Below are 16,434 nucleotides of genomic sequence, written 5' to 3'. Positions count from 1 at the left end.
TAGTGCGCCGTCAACGAGTTAAAGACTACCAGTTAGAGCTGCTTCTTTACCTGTGCCACGATGTCGGCCTTAGAACGCAGGCCAACGAACTCATCGACCTTCTCGCCGTTCTTGAAAATCAGGACGGAGGGAATGGACATGATCTGGAACATGGCACCCAAAGTGCGCTCTTCATCCACGTTGACCTTGACCACGGAGACGTCATCACCGAGCTCCTCGGCGACCTCCTCGAGGATCGGGGACAGCTTCTTGCACGGCCCACACCATTCGGCCCAGAAGTCCACGACGACGGGCTTGCCTGCCTCCACGACGTCGGCGCGGAAGGAATCAGTAGTGACGTTTTTAATGTTGCTCATGTGATCACTAACGGTTCTCGGCGAGGAAATGTTCCGCATCAATGGCCGCGCGGCAGCCGGAGCCCGCAGCGGTGATGGCCTGCTGGTAGTGGTCATCCACCAAGTCACCACAGGCAAAGACACCTGGCAGCGAGGTCTTGGTGGACGGCTGCTCTACCACCACGTAGCCAGCTTCATCGGTCTCTACCTGGCCGTTAAGGAAGCCGGAGCGCGGATCGTGGCCAATGGCCACGAACATGGCGGTCAGGTCGAGTTCACTGGTCTCACCGGTCAGCACGTTTTTTACCTCGAGGGCACCGACCTTGCCATCCTTCTCCAGGACGCGCTCGACGGTGGTGTTGGTCAGCCACTTAATCTTTGGATTGTCCTTGGCGCGCTCCAGCATGATCTTGGAGGCGCGGAAGTTCTCCGAGCGGTGAATAATGGTGACGGTCTCGGCGAACTTGGTGAGGAAGGTAGCCTCCTCCATGGCGGAATCGCCGCCGCCGACGACGGCGATGTTGTGGTCCTTGAAGAAGAAGCCATCGCAGGTGGCACATGCGGACACGCCGCGGCCGGTCAGCTCCGATTCGCCCGGAATACCCAGGTAGCGCGGAGCGGCACCGGTAGCGAGGATGACAGCACGGGCTTCATAAACCTCGTCGCCCACGTGCAGCTTCTTCACCTCGCCTTCGAGCTCGACGGAATCTACGACTTCCATGCGCAGGTCGGCACCGAAGCGGATGGCCTGGGCGCGCATCTCTTCCATGAGCTCAGGGCCCATGATTCCCTTCTGGAAGCCCGGGTAGTTCTCTACCTCGGTGGTGTTCATGAGTTCGCCACCGTATTCAAAGCCCTCGAAGACGATGGGATTGAGCTCGGCGCGTGCTGCGTAGAGCGCTGCGGTGTAGCCGGCGGGGCCGGAGCCGACGATGGCGACATCGTGGATAGTCACTAAAAACTCCCTTGAAACGATAATTTTTAAGTAAGACTCAGATTCTACTCGCCCTCAGTTTATCGCCGCACGCAACACTTGCCGAGCCCGGGCTCGGCGCGACTTCACCGTGCCCGGCGCAACCCCCTGCACCTTGGCCACGGTATCGATGGGATAGCCAGCCACGTCGGTGAGGTACAGCGCCTCGCGCTGGTCCTCGCGCAAGGTTTCCATCGCTTGGGCCACCGTGATGCGTTCCGCCAGGTTTTCGCTGGGGTTGTGTGCGAGCGCATAGTTGCGGTCATCCTCAATGATCTCCGCATCCAGGGATGCGTTCTCTCGGTTCGATCGGTGGTTGAGGAAGTCATAGCCGGAGTTCATCACCAGCCGGTGCAGCCACGTACTCAGGGTGGCATCGTGTCGGTAGGAGGCCATATTGCAGCTGGCCTTGAGCAGGGCCTCCTGCACGATGTCCTGCGCATCATCATCGTTGCGTGTGTAGCGCCGCGCCATGGCGGTCAGGCGCGCGCGGTGCTTCTCGACGATTGCCGAAAAAGCCTTAGTATCTCCGCCAATGAAGGCGTCGACGAGTTCACGATCGGTCGGCTGTGCTGACACTAAGAATCCCCCCGGAAACTTGAGCAATGACATTTGGGTCAACACAGCCCCCAGCCGAAGCCGATGGTTTGTGATTGTCCCCCCGTTAATGTGTCTGCGAGTTTACGGGAAGATTCTTCTGTCCGCTACGCGAAGCGCTTATTGCGCGGCACGGACGCGTTGCGCGCGACGCAGCGCATCCTGGCATTCCAGCAGCACGCGGCGCAGCGCACGTGGGCGCTCGGTGGCCAGGAACTCGCTGGTGGCGGCGTCGGCCATTGCGAGATCCGGGTAGAGCCCGCGCACGAGGCGGTTGGCAATTTCGATGGGGTGCTCCTCCCACAGCTGAGACAACGAGTCGAAGTATTCCTGGGCAAAGGCCTCGGTGAGGTGGGCCGAGCGCGGCGCGTTGAACGCCGCGAGCAGGGAATCCACCTCCGCGTTGGAGTACTTACCCGGCGTGCGCACGAGGTCGAAGACTTCGCGCTTGAGCTCGGCAGACGGGAAGGCGTGGGAGGCGCCCAGGTAGGCGGCGGCACCGGTGAGCGTGTTATCGCGCTCCTTCTCCGCCTCGAGCTCCTCGGCGCTGACGGCATCGCGGGCGGCCAGCGCGCGCAAGATGGCCCAGCGGATGTCCGGGTCGAGGGCGAGGCCGTCGAGGGAGCCGTCGTAAAGCGCGCGCAGGCGCTGCGTGCCGGACTCCGCCGGGGTGGCGGCAAGTGCCTGGATGGCGGCGCGGGCGACGGTGAGCTGTGCGTCGGAGCCTGCCGGTGCTTGCTGTAGCACCTCCCAGAGGCGCTCGGCGTAGTCGGCGCGAATCTCCTCGCGAGCCTCCTCGCCCACAAAGTGGTTGATGGCATAGGCGGCGTTGGCGAAGGCCGTGGTCAGAAGCGTCGGGTTGGACTCCGCCGGAGCGTGCTTCAGCACGGTGTCGAGGTAGGAGCGCACCGGCCACTCGCCATCGCGGGTGAGGTTCCACAGGGAGGTCCAGATGACCGCGCGGGAGAGCTCATCCGGAACGTCAGACAGGCGCGTGCGAATGGTCTCCAAGGAGGTCTCGTCGAAGCGGACCTTGGCGTAGGTGTGGTCGCCGTCGTTCAGCAGCAGCAACGCCGGCGCCTGAAGCCCAGAAGCCTCGTCGAGGATGGTGCGCTCGCCCTCCAGATCGACGTCAAGGGTGGCGTATTTGTTCAGGGAGTCATCGAATAGCGTCACGTTGAGGCGGTGCGGGCGCGTGGTGTCTTCGGCCTCGACCACGATGGCGAGCTCGTGAATCTTGTCGCCGTCCGTGTGCAGTTCCGGGGTCAGCGTATCCGGGCCCCACGTGCGCAGCCAGGCGGTGGACCAGGCATCGAGGTCGCGGTCGGTGTGCTTCTTCAGCGCCTTGAGCAGGTCCTCGAAGGTTGCGGCAGCAAAGGCGTGCTCCTGGAAGTAGTCGCGCGCGCCGGCGTAGAAGTTCTCGCGGCCCACGTAGTGCACCAGCTGCTTGAGCACCGCCGCTCCCTTGGCATAAGTAATGCCGTCGAAGTTCTGGCGCGCGGCATCCACGTCCGGGATCTCGGCCTTGATCGGGTGCGTGGTGGGCAGCTGATCCTGCAGGTAGGCCCAGTTCTTGCGCTGGCCTGCGAAGTTGACCCATGCCTCGGTGTAGTCGGTGGCATGCACCGAGGAATCCGCGCCCATGAACTCCGCGAAGGACTCCTTGAGCCACAGGTCATCCCACCACTGCGGGGTGACTAGGTCTCCGAACCACATGTGCGACATCTCGTGCAGGATGGTGTTCGTGCGCCCGGCATGCTGCGCGCGGGTGGCGGCGGAACGGAAGAGGTAATGCTCCGTAAAGGTCACCAGGCCGGGGTTCTCCATCGCACCCAGGTTGTACTCCGGCACGAAGATGGAATCGTACTTGCCCCACGGGTAGGGGTAGCCGTAATTGCTGTGGAAGAAGTCCATGCCCTGCGCGGTGACCTGCAGGATCTCATCATCCAGGTACTCCACCATGGAGGCGCGGGCAAAGGCGCGCAGCTCCACTTCCAAGGACCCATCGGGTGCGGACCAGGTGCTGTGCTTCTCGACGTACGGCCCCGCCGCAAACGCCGTTAAATACGTCGAAAGCAGAGGCGTCGGCGCGAAGTGCGCTACTTCCCTGCCCTCGGTCTTCTCGCGGCCAACCTCCGGCTGGTTGCTTAAGAGCTGCCAGCCTTCCGGGCCGGTGAGGTGCACCTCGTAGCTGGCCTTGAGGTCCGGCTGGTCAAAGCACGGGAAGATGCGGCGGGCATCGGAAGGCTCGAGGTGCGAGTAGAGGTACGTGGTGTCATCGGCTTGGTCGTGCATGCGGTGCAGGCCCTGGCCAGTGCGGGAGTAATAGGAGGAGCCGGTGATCTCCACGGTGAGCTCCTCCCCCACTGGAAGATTGCGCAGGTACACCCGTCCGCCGTCGAAGGTGTTCTCCACCTCCTCGCCGTTGACGCGCACTGAGTGCACGGCCTTGCCCAGGTAGTCCACGAAGGTTTCGGGTTCGGTGGTGGTGAATGTAATACGTGAGGTGACCTCGTAGGAATCGGCGTCGGTTGGTGCGCTCGTGACGTCGAGGTGCAACTCGTAGGTGCTCAGGCGCAGCGCGGCGCTGCGGGCGGAAGCTTCAGCATGGGTGAGGTTTGCGGTAGTCATGCGCTACATCTTAAACGTCACTGCGGTGCGTATCACAGGTAAGCCGCCCGGAGTTGTTTCAGAGTTGTTTATTACTCCATTGTTGTCCCTCTAGTTGTTAAAAAGTTGTTGCCCGCAGTACCGAAATGGGCACTACGGGCAACAACTTAGAACTACTTCCTACGGTGAGGTTTCGCGCTTTATGGCTTACTGCTTAATCGCAGAAACCTCGAGCTCGATCTTGATCTCCTCGGAGACCAGCACGCCGCCGGTCTTCAGCGGGGCGTTGAAGTCGATGCCGAAGTCGAGGCGGTTAATGGAGGTCTTGGCCTCGAAGCCCAGGCGAGTGTTGCCGAAGGGATCCTCGGCGACGCCGGCCTCGTCTACCTTGAAGTCGACAGACTTGGTGGTGCCCTTGATGGTGAGGTCACCGGTGACGGTGCCCTCGCCTGCCTCGTTAACGTCGAACTTAGTCGCGGTGAAGGTCATCTCTGGGAACTTCTCAACGTCGAAGAAGTCCTCGCCCTTCACGTGGGCATCGCGGTCAGCGCTCTTGGTGTCGATGGACGCGGTCTTCACCGTGGCGGTGGCGGCGGAGTCAGCAATGTTCTCCCCTACGGTCAGGGTGCCGTCGAACTCGTTGAAATTGCCGCGCACCTTGGTGATCATGGCGTGGCGGGCGACAAAGCCGATGGTGGTGTGTGCCGGGTCCAGTGCGTACGTTCCTGCAGTGATAGTCATGGGGGTTCCTCAGTTCTCTAGTTTGTTGACGTGACAACAACAATTATACGCCCCTCCCCTTATCTGTCAAGGGAAGAGAGCGCAAGAACTACAAAGCCCCAGACCTGCAACCCGAAACCTGCAGGTGGGCGTCGTCAAGCGCGTTGCACATCTGAGTCAGCGAGCAGGGAGTTGCGGGATCGAGGTCTGGGGAAATGCGTGAGGAGGTGCGTTAGTTGGTGGGGATGCCCACCAGGGTGGCCTCCTCCAGCGTGACGGAACCGGACTTGGGCATGTCAGTAAAGAGGATGAGGGCGCCGTCGAAGGCCACGGGCTTCTTCTTCAGCTCGATGTCCTGGCGTGCGCTGGTCAGGGTGCCGTGCGCGAGTTCGGTGAGCGTGCCGGATTCCGGATCCGTGGGATCGAAATCCTTGGTATCCACCCCGTAGACCACGTACTTCGCGCCGATGGAATCCTTCTGTTCCAGCGGTAGCACGTGCAGCTGCGTGGGCTTGTCAATGCTGAGCAGAAGTCCGGATTCTGCTTCCTTCGTGGTCCATTCGCCCGTGACCTCCTTGCCCTCCGGAACGGACGTGCTCTTGACGTCCTTGAACAAGACCGGCGGGACGTTGGGGAACGTGGCCTCCGTCGAGGCTTCGCTCTTGGTCACCACCGGGGAAGTCTTTTCGTTACCCACCTGGGAGAGGATCCAGACGCTCAGCGCGGCCATCGCCACGACGAAGAGGGTGGCAAGAACGCCCAGCACGATGGTGCCGGAGCCTGAGTAGCCGCGGCCGCCGAAGCCCGGTGCGGGGCTCGGGTCCTCCTTGCGCGGGGTTTCCTCCACTGGAACCTGGAGGGTTTCCTCGCCCTCTTCGCCATCGCCGGCGAAGGCCGCCAGGCGGTGAGCGATGTCCTCGAGATCGGAGTCCTCGCCCTCTTCGGCATCGGCAGCAATCTCCTGCAGCACCTCCGGGGTGGGCTTGGTGGACTCCACGAGGAGCGAGATGGCGGAGGCCAGCGCCGAGCGGTCCGTCTCCTCATCGTTGCTGTGCAGTACCGCGGGGAAGGCCAGCGTGGCAACGCCCTCGGTGGAAATGCGGATGCGGTTGCGGTTCTCAATACCCAGCACGAGGTTCGCCGCGTGGGCGGCGGCCGTGGTGCGCACCAGCGGTACCAAGGCGTGGGCCACGGCGCGCGGATCGAGGTCCTTGTCTTCCGACACCGTCTTCAACGAGGTGCCCTCGACCCAGTCCGCCACGACGAGGCAGCCCTGGCGGTAGGACAGGATATCGGTGTTCTCCGCCACGGCATCCAGCTCCATTTCCGCCAGGCGGCGCGTGGCGCGGGAGACCTCTGCGGAGCGGCGGGCGGCCACGGCCGGGGTGGCCGGAGCCATGGGTGCCTCGCCCGTGGTGTCCACGAAGGTCAGCGATACCAGGCGTCCGGTGGCCTGCTCGCGGGCCTTCCAGAAGCGGGTACCCGCGGCAGAGCCGTAGTCCTTGAGGAGACGGAAGCGGCCATCGGAGACCGGGGCGCCCGGCACCAGGCGTGGACCGCGGACGATACCGGCGGACATCGGCGGTGGTACCGGCGAGGAGTTGAAGGCATCCACGCTGAAGATGGGCTGGAACTCCAGCTGCTCCGGGGCTTCGACCTCGATGGCCTCGGCATGCTCGATCTTGATGATGCGGGACATGCCGGGGATGCGCTGCAGCTGGCGGCCAAGGTTGATGACTTCCGGTAGGCCCGAACGCGAGAGCACGATGCCGGTCACGATCACGAAGACCAGGCCCACGACGGCCAGCTTGAGTAGGTACACAAACGGCGGAACCTCGGCCGGGAGCACGAAGTTGATGCCGTAGTTGAAGGCGTAAGCAACGACCAGGCCCACGATGGAGGCCAGCACCGACCACACGGTGGTGGCGATGACCGCGCGGCCGCCAAGGCTGCCCAGCTTGCGCTTGAGCAGGAAGCCGCCGATGACTGCGCCAGCCACGAAGCCGAAGCCGTTGGCCGTACCCAGCAGGATGACCACGCGCTCCGGGGAGTCCGCCACGTGCGGGGCCAGCAAGGAAAGCACCACCTTGGTCAGCGTGATGCCGGCGATGATGAAGGTGGGGGTCCACGCTTCCTCACGCGCGTAGAACACGCGCAGGTGTAGCAGCACCAAGGCATAGGGGATCAGGGTAAAAGCGGAGAAGCTCAGCGTGAGGCCGAGCAACTCGGCCGCATCCGCGTCGAAGGCGCCGTACTGGAAGAGGCCGCGGGCAATCGGGATGCCGAAGCCCGTCATGAAGATGACGATGGGGATCAGCGCGATAAACGTCAGCTTCGTGCCGAGCGTGAGATCCCGAACCACGGCCTTGACGTCACCGTCCGCGGCGTTGCGGGACAGTCGCGGCATAATCGCGGTCAGCAGGGTGACACCAATGACGCCGTAGGGCACCTGCAGAAGCAGCCAGGCCTGTTGGTAGGTAAAGGGCGCGCCTTTATCGGCATGCGCCGCCACGCGGGAGGTGATGACATAGCCCAGCTGGGAAATGGCTACGTAGGCCACAATGGCCAACGCCATGCCACCGAACTGTTTGAGCCGGTCATCTAGGCCCCAGAGCGGCTTGAGGTTGATGCCTGCCTTCTTGAGGTACGGGAACAAGATGAGGCATTGCACCACCACGCCCGCCGTGGTGCCGAGCGCCAAGAGCAGCACGTGCCCGTCCGTGATCGGCGAGGGCGCATTGGGATGTAGGCTGCCCGGCACCAGCTGATAGGCCACGAGCACCGAGATCGAGATGATGTTATTGACCACCGGCGCCCACGCACCCGGCCCGAAGATGTTCTTGGTGTTGAGCACCGCTTGGAAGAGCGCGAAGAGCCCGTAGAAGAAGATCTGCGGCAGCAGCAAATAGGCAAAGGAGGTGGCCTGCACGGCGTTGACCTTGCCGTCCTCCGGCAACATCATGCGCGTGAGCTGCGGGGCAAAGATGCAGGAGAGCACCGTGATCGTCGCCAGCAGGGAGAAGGCCAGCGTGAAGAGGCGGCGGACGAAGGCCTCGCCGCGGTCGGAGTCTTCCTTCTCCGCGCGCACGAGCACGGGCACGACGAGCGAGGTGAGCACCGCGCCCAGCACGATCTCCGTGATGAGGTTGGGCAGCTGGTTCGCAGTGGTGAAAGCGGAAGAAATGGCCGGGCCCAGCGAAGAGCCAATGAGCACGTTGCGGATGAAACCCGTGATGCGGGAGATCATCGTCGCGATGGCCATCGAACCGGTGGCGCGCACAACGGCGCGGTCGGAGTTCTCTTCGCCGGGGGACTCACTCGGGGCGGAGGCGGCCGAGCCTTTCAGCCCCGAACGGTCCTCGAGTTCGTCATCGACAGCAACGACGCCGCTCGGCGCGCGCTTTTCCGGGACCGGTGCCGGCGGCGAGGGCGTGATAATGCGTCGACGGGCACCGGACTTAGGTTCATGTGTCATTGAGAAAACTATCCGTGAGACTTCTTTTTCTTCCTCTTACCCAGCCGGAACAGTGCGGCAAGGACGAGGGCGAGCGCGGCGATTGCGCCGACTCCATAGACGCTAACGATACCGGCACGCGTCTGCACCGTAATATCGATGGGATCCGAAATGAGGTGCTCAGATGGTGTTGCTAGCCACAGGCGCAGCGACATCTGGTCAGCGTTGCTGGGCAGGTCAGCGGTCATGGACACGGTAATGGATCCCTTGGCCGGAATGTGAATCAAGTCCTGCGTGTTCAAGGTGGCGCCCTCGGGGGCGTCGTAGGCTAGGTGGGCGTCGACAGGCAGCGGTAGGCCATTCTCCGCCACGATGAGCAGCGGCGATGACTCCGAAACACGGGTGTAGACGTTGCCCGGCGGGATGAGGGAGACGGAGGCGCGGAGCTCACGCAGCATATCCGCGTTCTTCTCCAGCCGCGTGCGGCTCTGCTTCACCGAGGGCGTAAAGCCATGCAGGCTGGAGCGGTCGGTAGCGCTCAGCGCCGTGAGCAGATCGCGGCGCAGGGGTGCCGTGAAGTCGTAGCGCGTCATGGCGATGCCCGGATCGTTGACCATGATGGACATCAGTTCGTCGGTATAGCGCGCTTGCTGTGTCACCTGCGTGATTTCGGCGTCGTGAAAGGCCGCGGGATCCGGGTAGGGGCTGCCGGGAGTACCGCTGCCCTCCCCCACGTCTAGCGCGGTGACGGGGCGCGGCTGCAGGCGCCCAGAATCGAGGAGCCTCTGCGCGGTCTCCATCACCGCGCGCGCGGCGGCAGGGTCTTGGTAATTCGGCAGCTTGGCCACGGTCTCCTCTTGCGCAGACGCCACGCTTATCGACGCTCCCGCCGTCAGCGCCCGCGCCTGCTCGGAATCCATGGAAAAGTCATAGCGCAGCTCCGGGTTGGAGTACCCGGTGGTCTGCGGCTTCGAACCGGTCTGGGCCAACAGCGCGCCGAGGGAGGCATCAAAGGTGGCGGCCTCACCCGCCCACTCGGAATTATCGGCCACCAACAGCGGGACGGGTACTGCATGTTCGCTCGTTCCGGAAGCCGGCGCGGTCAGCTTGGTGCTGAGCGGTGCATCGAGAACGCGCTCGACGGTCGCCGCGCCCTGCTCGAAGGCCTCGTGCGTGAGCCACTCATTGCCCACTTTGGCCACAGCGTCGGTATCCGCGTTGGCCCATGGCATGAGCATGCGGCAGTCCACCTTCTTGAGCTTCTCTAGCCACGCGGCGGCGTCTTGGGCACCCGCGCCCGGTTCACCGCGATCGGAATCGGACTGGGTGAACCAGGAGTCGCGCAGGCGGGTGGGGCGTTTGGCGATAGATGGGCGGGTCTCGTTGACGGTGTAGCCGGCGGACATGCGGTCGGCGGCGTCGACAAGCGCGGGGTCCAAGGCCACGCAGCCGGAGCCGTGCAGATCATGCTTCAGGTAGGCATCGAGCAGCTGATCGAGGCGCCCGCCCGGCGAGAGCTGCTCTGCCAGCTGCTCGCTTTCTAAGATGAGCTCCTCGCCGCCGGTATCACCTGGAACCACGTCCACTTGGGCGGTGATGGGATAGACCAGGGAAAAGGAATGCTCGCCCTCCTCTTCGGCATCCGGCTCTTCTCCTTGGAAATCCAGGATCGTCCGCTCCTCCGCGAAACTGGCCGCTTGGCCGTCGCGGGTGCCGGTCAAGGTAAACAGGAGCGGGTACGCGCCGGGCTCCGTGATGGCCAGGGTCGAGTCCTCCCCCAGAGCGGTGGGCACCTTGACGGTGACGTCGCGGCTCTCCCCCGGTTGGAGCGTCCCTGCGCCGAGCGAGGCCCCATAATAAGGAAAGGATCCTGCGGCCAGCTCTTGGCGGGCCTGCGTAGTGGAGGTCACGGCAGTGCTGCGGCGGGAGGTGATCTGAAGATCATCAACGGCGCTCTCGGTTGGGTTGTGGATGCGCAGCTGCAGCTCCAGCGTCTCCCCTACCCGCGCCTCGCTCGCGCTGAGCAGGCTCAGCTCCAGCTCATCAGGTCCGCGGGAGCCGAGCCAGTAGTGGGAGTCGGTGATCCCAGTATCGAGGGTTTCCGCCTGGGCCACGGGGACGGTGCAGCCCACCGCCAAGGCCGCGATGGCCGCCGCTGCGCGCCAGCTCACCGCGGGGTCGCCTTTCCTTCGGCAGCTTCCTTTCGCGCGAGATCCGGAAGAAGGTCGTGGGCGATGCGCGCCAGCTTGCGCTCGTCGGCATAGGCCAGGTGCTCGATGAGCTCGGAGACCGGGATCCAGGACACCTCCGTGACCTCCGGGTCCTCGTCGTTCATGATGCCATCGACAAAACGCAGCAGGTGATGGTGCACGGTCTTGTGAATGCGCACGCCATCGGAGACGAACCAATAATCAATCATGCCCAGGTCCGCGAAGACCTCGCCGTGGATGCCGGTCTCCTCCCAGACCTCGCGCTCGGCGGTCAGCTCCTTAGCCTCGCCGTTTTCCACATGTCCCTTCGGCATGGACCACAGCAGGCGCCCGCGGCGGTCCAACCTGCCGATGAGCGCCACATAGATCTGTGAGAGGTCTACGTTGCCGTCCTCGTCGACGGCCTCCGCCAATCCGGACACGACGAGTCCGCCCGCGGACGTCTCATCCCGCGTGGTCATGCGGTTGGTGGACGTGCGCTGGGGGCGTCCCGTGCGGTGGTTCCGGTGGCCCGCGCCCCGCCGGCGGCGGCGCTTGGACCCTGGCGTGTTCTTAGTCATCCCTGCTAATCGTAGTAGACTTCGATCCGTGAATTTTCAGGACACTCAGCTAATCGGCGTTCTCGCCCGCGCGGACGCCACCGTCGCCCGGCTCAGTGGCCTCTTAAGCGGCCTGGTGGAACGCTTTGCGCTTCACGACGCCCCCCTCTACCTCGTCGGCGGCTCCGTCCGCGACGCGCTGCTCGGCCGCCTGGGCAACGACCTCGACTTCACCACTCCGGCCCGGCCCGACGTGGTCTATTCCATTCTTGAGGAGTGGGCGGAGACGGTGTGGGATACCGGCATTGACTTCGGCACGGTCTCGGCGGCCTATAAGGGCCAGCAGATCGAGATCACTACGTTCCGCTCAGATAGCTATGACGGGCAGTCCCGCAACCCCGAGGTCATGTACGGCGATACCCTCGAGGGCGATCTCGTGCGCCGCGATTTCAAGGTCAACGCCATGGCCATCGAGCTGCGGCCCGACGGCACCCGCGAATTCCACGATCCGATGGGCGGTCTCGAGGACTTGGCGAATCGCATCCTCGATACCCCGGATGCGCCGGAGATTTCCTTCCACGATGATCCTCTCCGCATGCTCCGTGCTGCGCGTTTTGCGGCGCAGTTGGAGTTTGACGTCGCCCAGCGCGTGCGCGATGCCATGACCAACATGGCGGGCGAAATCCAGCGCATCACCGTGGAGCGCGTGCAGGTGGAGCTCAACAAGCTCATCTGCGGTGTCGCGCCGTGGAAGGGTATTGACCTGCTCGTTGACTCCGGGATTGCTGATTATGTTTTTCCGGAGATCCCGGCGTTGCGCATGGCTCCCGACGAGCACGCGCAGCACAAGGACGTGTACGCGCACTCGCTGACCGTACTGCGCCAAGCCATGGAGCAGGAGGAAGACGGTCCCGATCTCATTCTTCGGTGGGCCGCCCTGCTCCATGACATTGGCAAGCCGGATACCCGCGATACCACCGACGGCAAGGTGAGCTTCCACCACCACGAGGTGGTGGGCGCGAAGCTCACCCGTAAGCGCCTGCGCAAGTTGAAGTTCCCCAAGGCCACGACCGAGGACATCGGCCAGCTGGTCTACCTCCACATGCGCTTTCATGGATTCGGGGATGGCCAGTGGACCGATTCCGCTGTGCGCCGCTACGTCACCGATGCCGGCGATCTCCTTCCGCGCCTGCACAAGCTCGTTCGCGCTGACTGCACCACCCGCAACGAACGCAAGGCCCGCCGCCTGCAGCGCACCTACGATCAGTTGGAGGAGCGCATCGCGGATATCGCCGCCAAGGAGGATCTCGCTCGCGTACGTCCCGACCTCGACGGCAATGAGATCATGGAGATCCTCGGCCTTGAGCCCGGCCCCGAGGTAGGCAAGGCCTGGTCTTATCTCAAGGAGCTGCGCCTGGAAGAAGGCCCGCTGGAGCGCGAGGTTGCTATTGCGAAGCTGCGCGAGTGGTGGAATTCTAGATAGGGATGTACGCAGACAGACTTTTCAACGCCCTCGAGCGCAACGATCCCGCCCCTGGCCAGCTCCTTGTGGCGGCGCCCGACACTCTCACGCCCCACTACAACCGTTCCGTCATTCTGATCACGGAGCAGCACGCCGGGCGTACGTATGGCGTGGATCTAACCAACCGCTCCGAGGTCGCCCTCTTCAACGTCATGCCGGAGTGGGTACCCGTAGCGGCCAAGCCGCAGGCCCTCTACATCGGCGGCCCGCACAACCAGCAAGCGGCCATCGGTGTGGCGCTGACCCGCCAGGGCGTGGACATTGAGAAAGAGCCTTCGCTGAATCGCCTCGCCCCGCGCGTGGCGCTCGTCGATCTGCGCGTGAGCCCGGAGGACGTCACCGATCTGGTGGAGGGCATGCGTTTCTTCGCCGGTTTCTTTGAGTGGGGCCCGGGCGAGCTGGATGAGGAAATTGACCGCGGCGAGTGGTACGTGGCCCCCGCCCTGCCCCAGGACGTGGTCTCCTCAGGCTCGACCGATACGTGGTCGGACGTGATGCGTCGCCAAGCCATGCCCTTGCCGCTGTTTGCGACCTTCCCGCGCTACATCGATGAAGATAATTAGAGCTCTTCGCCTCTCCCTGCGCTAACATCTCTGCCATGCGCGCGGAGATCATCAAGGCTATACGGACTTGCATCCCTATCGCCGTGGGGGTGGTGCCGCTGGGCCTCGCCTTCGGCGTGCTCATGGTTCAGACCGGCTTCGACTGGTGGTGGACCCCTATCTTTTCCATCGTTATTTACGCTGGCTCGATGGAGTTTCTTGCTATTTCCATGGTGACCGGCGGCGTGACGCCCGCCGTGGCTGCGCTCACTGGTTTCATGGTCAATTTCCGCCACATTTTTTATGGATTGACCTTCCCGCGTGATCAGATTTCTAGTCCCCTCGGCCGCGCCTATTCCACCTACGCGCTTACCGACGAATCCTATGCCGTCCTCTCCGCCTTTCCCCGAGACTCTCGCCCAAGCGGCGCCTTCGTCTTCACGGTGCAGTTTTACTGCCAAGTGCTGTGGGTCGGTTCCGGCATCATTGGCGCGGTGGCCGGTCAGGCAATCCCGCCCTCTGTGAAGGGACTGGAGTTCGCCCTCGTCGCGCTGTTCATCGTCCTTGCCATCGATTCCTTCCAGAACAACAAGGACTACTCGCTTCCGCTGTCTGCCGCGGTGCTCGGGATTCTCGCGGGCTTCTTGTTTCCTGGTCAGCTTCTTATGGTGGCGCTGTCCGCCTACTTTGTGTTGCTCGTGGTGCGCTACCTCTCCCCTCGCGTCGATAGCGCACTGATTCTGCGGAGGGAGGCGTCATGCCAGCCGGAGTAACCCTAGCCAGCATCTTCGCCGTGCTGATCCCCGTCGGGATTGTGACCGTCGTGCTGCGTTGGCTTCCCTTCGCCTTCGTGAAGGCCCTGAAGGGTAGCCAGTTCATCAGCATGCTCGGGTTCACCATGCCGGTCGGCGTGATGACAGTTCTGGTGGTCTATACCTTATTCGGTCAAGCCCGCGATACGGGAAGCATTGTTGCTCCCTTCGTAGCCGCCGCTGTGACCGCCGCGTTGCACCTTTGGCGCCGCAATTCCGGTCTTTCCATCTTCGGCGGGACGGCCTTCTACATGGTGCTGGTGAATCTCGTACTGTAGCGCGGGTGCTCTAAAAGTCGCCGAATAGCGCGATGGCCTCGGTCCACAGGGAGTGGAACTGGAAGGCGTCGATAAGCTCGGCGTCGATGTCGGGGAACGTGTCGTAGGTGTCAGGGTGCGGCACCACTTGCTGTGGGATGTTGGCGTCACCCACCGAGGCGGTCGGCGTTGCGGCGCCGACGATGGCGTCATTCGGCGCGAGGGCAATCATACGCAACATGGAGCAAGCCTCGTTGCTGATTTCCTCGAGTTCCGCGATGTGGATGGCGGTGCCGACCTCCGGGACAGTCATGGTGGTGCGAACGTAAAGCTTTTTCATGTGGTCTCACTCTACCCGCGAATAGCGAGCCGCCATAGACGCGCAGATCATCAATTGCACCTGGTGGTAGATCATGAGCGGGAGGATAAGGAGCCCCAAAGACGTGCCACCAGAGGCGAAGATCACCGAGGCCATGGGCAGACCCGTGGCGAGGGACTTTTTCGAACCGCAGAACTGGATGGCGATGGTGTCCTCCCTGTCGAAGCCCAGCTTTCTGCTCACCACTTTGGTCAGCCAGAGCATGAAGAAGACGAATGCAGTTGAGAACACAATCTGGAACAGAATCTGCCAGACGCTAATTGACGCCCATATCCCGTCCACCATTCCCTTCGAAAAGGCGGCATACACCACCATCGCGATGGAGCCGCGATCCACCACTTTGGTGGCTTTGCTGGCTGCGACTTTTCCTACCCATTTTCTGGTGAGTTGGCCGAGCATGAAAGGCAGAAGCAGAAGCACGGAAATCTCGAGGAAGACGGAGCTATCGATGTGGATGCCGTCGCCGGCCCCCATGAGGGTCATGACGAGTAACGGTGTGAGGACAACGCCGGCGAGGTTAGACACTGATGCGGAGACGATCGCTCCAGGAACGTTGCCGCGCGCGATGGACGTGAAGGCTACCGATGACTGGACCGTTGATGGAACTAGGGTGAGGTAAAGAATGCCCAGGTATAGATCGGTTGGGATGAAAGCCGTGAGTGGACGGAGTGCGAGACCGATGATCGGATACACCACGAAGGTAAAGACCAAAATGGTCAGATGGAGTTTCCAATGCTTGACGCCGTTGATTGCCTCGCGCGTCGACAGCCGGGCTCCGTAGAGAAAGAAGAGGACGGCAATTGCGATGTTCGTGAGGACGTCGAAGGTATCCGCAAAGCTGCCTCGCGCGGGAAGAACGATGGCGACCGCAACGGCGCAGAGGATGAGGACAATGAGGGGATCGAGTCTTTTGAGGCGCTCAAGCATATAACAGAGTGTAGACGCACCCCCACCGTTTCACGTGAAACATCGGTTTGAGCGAAGCGGCCCGAAGCTTCGACCGTGCGTTAGGCGGTGACGTTGCGTACCGTTCCCCCGTCATTCTCCACGCCGTACTCCGTGAGCGGTTTGGCGCTGGGACCGCCGGTCACTTCGCCGGTGCCGAGGTCAAAGCTGGAATAGTGGCTGGTGCAGGTGGCGGTCATGCCCTCGATTTTTGTAATGAGGGATCCCTGGTGCGGGCAGGTTTGGGAGTAAGCTTTGAACTCCCCTTCCGTGGGTTGAGCAAAGATCACTTTGTCCACGATGATGGCTGATCCAACGGGTATATCCGTCGCGGCTATTTCGGCGGTAGGTTCTTTGCCGCAGGCGGCGAGATAGGCACCAGCGAAGGTGGTGGCAGTACCGAGGAGGAAGAGGCGGCGGGAACACGTAGTCATGGTGCTTACTCTATCTGATCGGCGTGTTCCATAGTGTGAGGTATAGCGTTCTTAACTGAGTTTGCCATCCCACACAGGTAACTCTTCTTCCCTACTGCCGCTGAA

15 protein-coding genes are annotated in these 16,434 nt (G+C 62.8%); 4 read left to right on the top strand and 11 right to left on the bottom strand.

All coding sequences use genetic code 11. The features are described from left to right. Positions 1–32 precede the first annotated feature (32 nt). The 8 genes from trxA to HMPREF2806_RS10270 form a co-directional block, all read right to left on the bottom strand. Complete coding sequence (trxA, locus tag HMPREF2806_RS10305) at positions 33–356, bottom strand: thioredoxin (RefSeq protein ID WP_046648711.1); 324 nt, start codon at positions 354–356, stop codon at positions 33–35. A gap of 7 nt (positions 357–363) precedes the next feature. Next, positions 364–1,290: a thioredoxin-disulfide reductase gene (gene trxB / locus HMPREF2806_RS10300; protein ID WP_049155640.1), complete on the bottom strand. Its 927-nt coding sequence runs from the start codon at positions 1,288–1,290 to the stop codon at positions 364–366. Between the two features lie 54 nt (positions 1,291–1,344). Further along, complete coding sequence (locus HMPREF2806_RS10295; RefSeq protein WP_198531340.1) at positions 1,345–1,920, bottom strand: RNA polymerase sigma factor; 576 nt, start codon at positions 1,918–1,920, stop codon at positions 1,345–1,347. Positions 1,921–2,025: 105 nt separating this feature from the next. After that, positions 2,026–4,536 carry an aminopeptidase N gene (gene pepN / locus HMPREF2806_RS10290; protein ID WP_070512904.1) on the bottom strand — a complete coding sequence of 837 codons (2,511 nt, stop codon included), beginning with the start codon at positions 4,534–4,536 and terminating at the stop codon, positions 2,026–2,028. Positions 4,537–4,722: 186 nt separating this feature from the next. After that, positions 4,723–5,256 (bottom strand): YceI family protein, encoded by a 534-nt coding sequence (locus HMPREF2806_RS10285; RefSeq protein ID WP_070512907.1) that lies wholly within the window; start codon positions 5,254–5,256, stop codon positions 4,723–4,725. 211 nt (positions 5,257–5,467) lie between these two features. Continuing rightward, complete coding sequence (gene murJ, locus HMPREF2806_RS10280; RefSeq protein WP_070517648.1) at positions 5,468–8,710, bottom strand: murein biosynthesis integral membrane protein MurJ; 3,243 nt, start codon at positions 8,708–8,710, stop codon at positions 5,468–5,470. A gap of 8 nt (positions 8,711–8,718) precedes the next feature. Next, positions 8,719–10,860 (bottom strand): hypothetical protein, encoded by a 2,142-nt coding sequence (locus HMPREF2806_RS10275; RefSeq protein ID WP_070517647.1) that lies wholly within the window; start codon positions 10,858–10,860, stop codon positions 8,719–8,721. Continuing rightward, positions 10,857–11,459 (bottom strand): NUDIX hydrolase, encoded by a 603-nt coding sequence (locus tag HMPREF2806_RS10270; protein WP_046648718.1) that lies wholly within the window; start codon positions 11,457–11,459, stop codon positions 10,857–10,859. Before HMPREF2806_RS10270 ends, HMPREF2806_RS10275 begins: the two co-directional genes overlap by 4 nt. Before the next feature lie 28 nt (positions 11,460–11,487). Here HMPREF2806_RS10270 and HMPREF2806_RS10265 point away from each other — a divergent pair, with 28 nt between their 5' ends. The 4 genes from HMPREF2806_RS10265 to HMPREF2806_RS10250 are packed head-to-tail and all read left to right on the top strand — an operon-like array spanning position 11,488 to position 14,592. Next, on the top strand, positions 11,488–12,921 hold the full coding sequence (locus HMPREF2806_RS10265; protein WP_070517646.1) for a CCA tRNA nucleotidyltransferase: 1,434 nt from the start codon (positions 11,488–11,490) through the stop codon (positions 12,919–12,921). A gap of 2 nt (positions 12,922–12,923) precedes the next feature. Next, positions 12,924–13,523, top strand: coding sequence for a YqgE/AlgH family protein (locus tag HMPREF2806_RS10260; RefSeq protein WP_070512915.1), 600 nt, complete (start codon positions 12,924–12,926; stop codon positions 13,521–13,523). Positions 13,524–13,558: 35 nt separating this feature from the next. Further along, complete coding sequence (locus HMPREF2806_RS10255) at positions 13,559–14,275, top strand: AzlC family ABC transporter permease (RefSeq protein WP_070517645.1); 717 nt, start codon at positions 13,559–13,561, stop codon at positions 14,273–14,275. Next, complete coding sequence (locus HMPREF2806_RS10250) at positions 14,260–14,592, top strand: branched-chain amino acid transporter permease (protein WP_070517644.1); 333 nt, start codon at positions 14,260–14,262, stop codon at positions 14,590–14,592. The genes HMPREF2806_RS10255 and HMPREF2806_RS10250 overlap by 16 nt, the downstream gene beginning before the upstream one ends. Before the next feature lie 10 nt (positions 14,593–14,602). Here the strand turns inward: HMPREF2806_RS10250 and HMPREF2806_RS10245 are convergent, their stop codons facing one another. The 3 genes from HMPREF2806_RS10245 to HMPREF2806_RS10235 all read right to left on the bottom strand — a co-directional run bounded on the left by HMPREF2806_RS10245 (position 14,603) and on the right by HMPREF2806_RS10235 (position 16,329). Further along, complete coding sequence (locus tag HMPREF2806_RS10245; RefSeq protein ID WP_049155610.1) at positions 14,603–14,911, bottom strand: hypothetical protein; 309 nt, start codon at positions 14,909–14,911, stop codon at positions 14,603–14,605. Positions 14,912–14,917: 6 nt separating this feature from the next. Further along, complete coding sequence (locus tag HMPREF2806_RS10240) at positions 14,918–15,877, bottom strand: bile acid:sodium symporter family protein (RefSeq protein ID WP_070517643.1); 960 nt, start codon at positions 15,875–15,877, stop codon at positions 14,918–14,920. 80 nt (positions 15,878–15,957) lie between these two features. Next, the gene (locus HMPREF2806_RS10235; protein ID WP_049155608.1) at positions 15,958–16,329 is read right to left on the bottom strand and encodes a Rieske (2Fe-2S) protein; all 372 of its coding nucleotides are present in this window, start codon (positions 16,327–16,329) and stop codon (positions 15,958–15,960) included. Positions 16,330–16,434: the final 105 nt, after the last annotated feature.

Source organism: Corynebacterium sp. HMSC076G08 (assembly GCF_001811515.1).
In the GTDB taxonomy this organism is placed as follows: domain Bacteria; phylum Actinomycetota; class Actinomycetes; order Mycobacteriales; family Mycobacteriaceae; genus Corynebacterium; species Corynebacterium hiratae.
The sequence above is the reverse complement of the archived record's forward strand: the minus strand, read 5'-3'. Positions and strand labels throughout refer to the sequence as shown.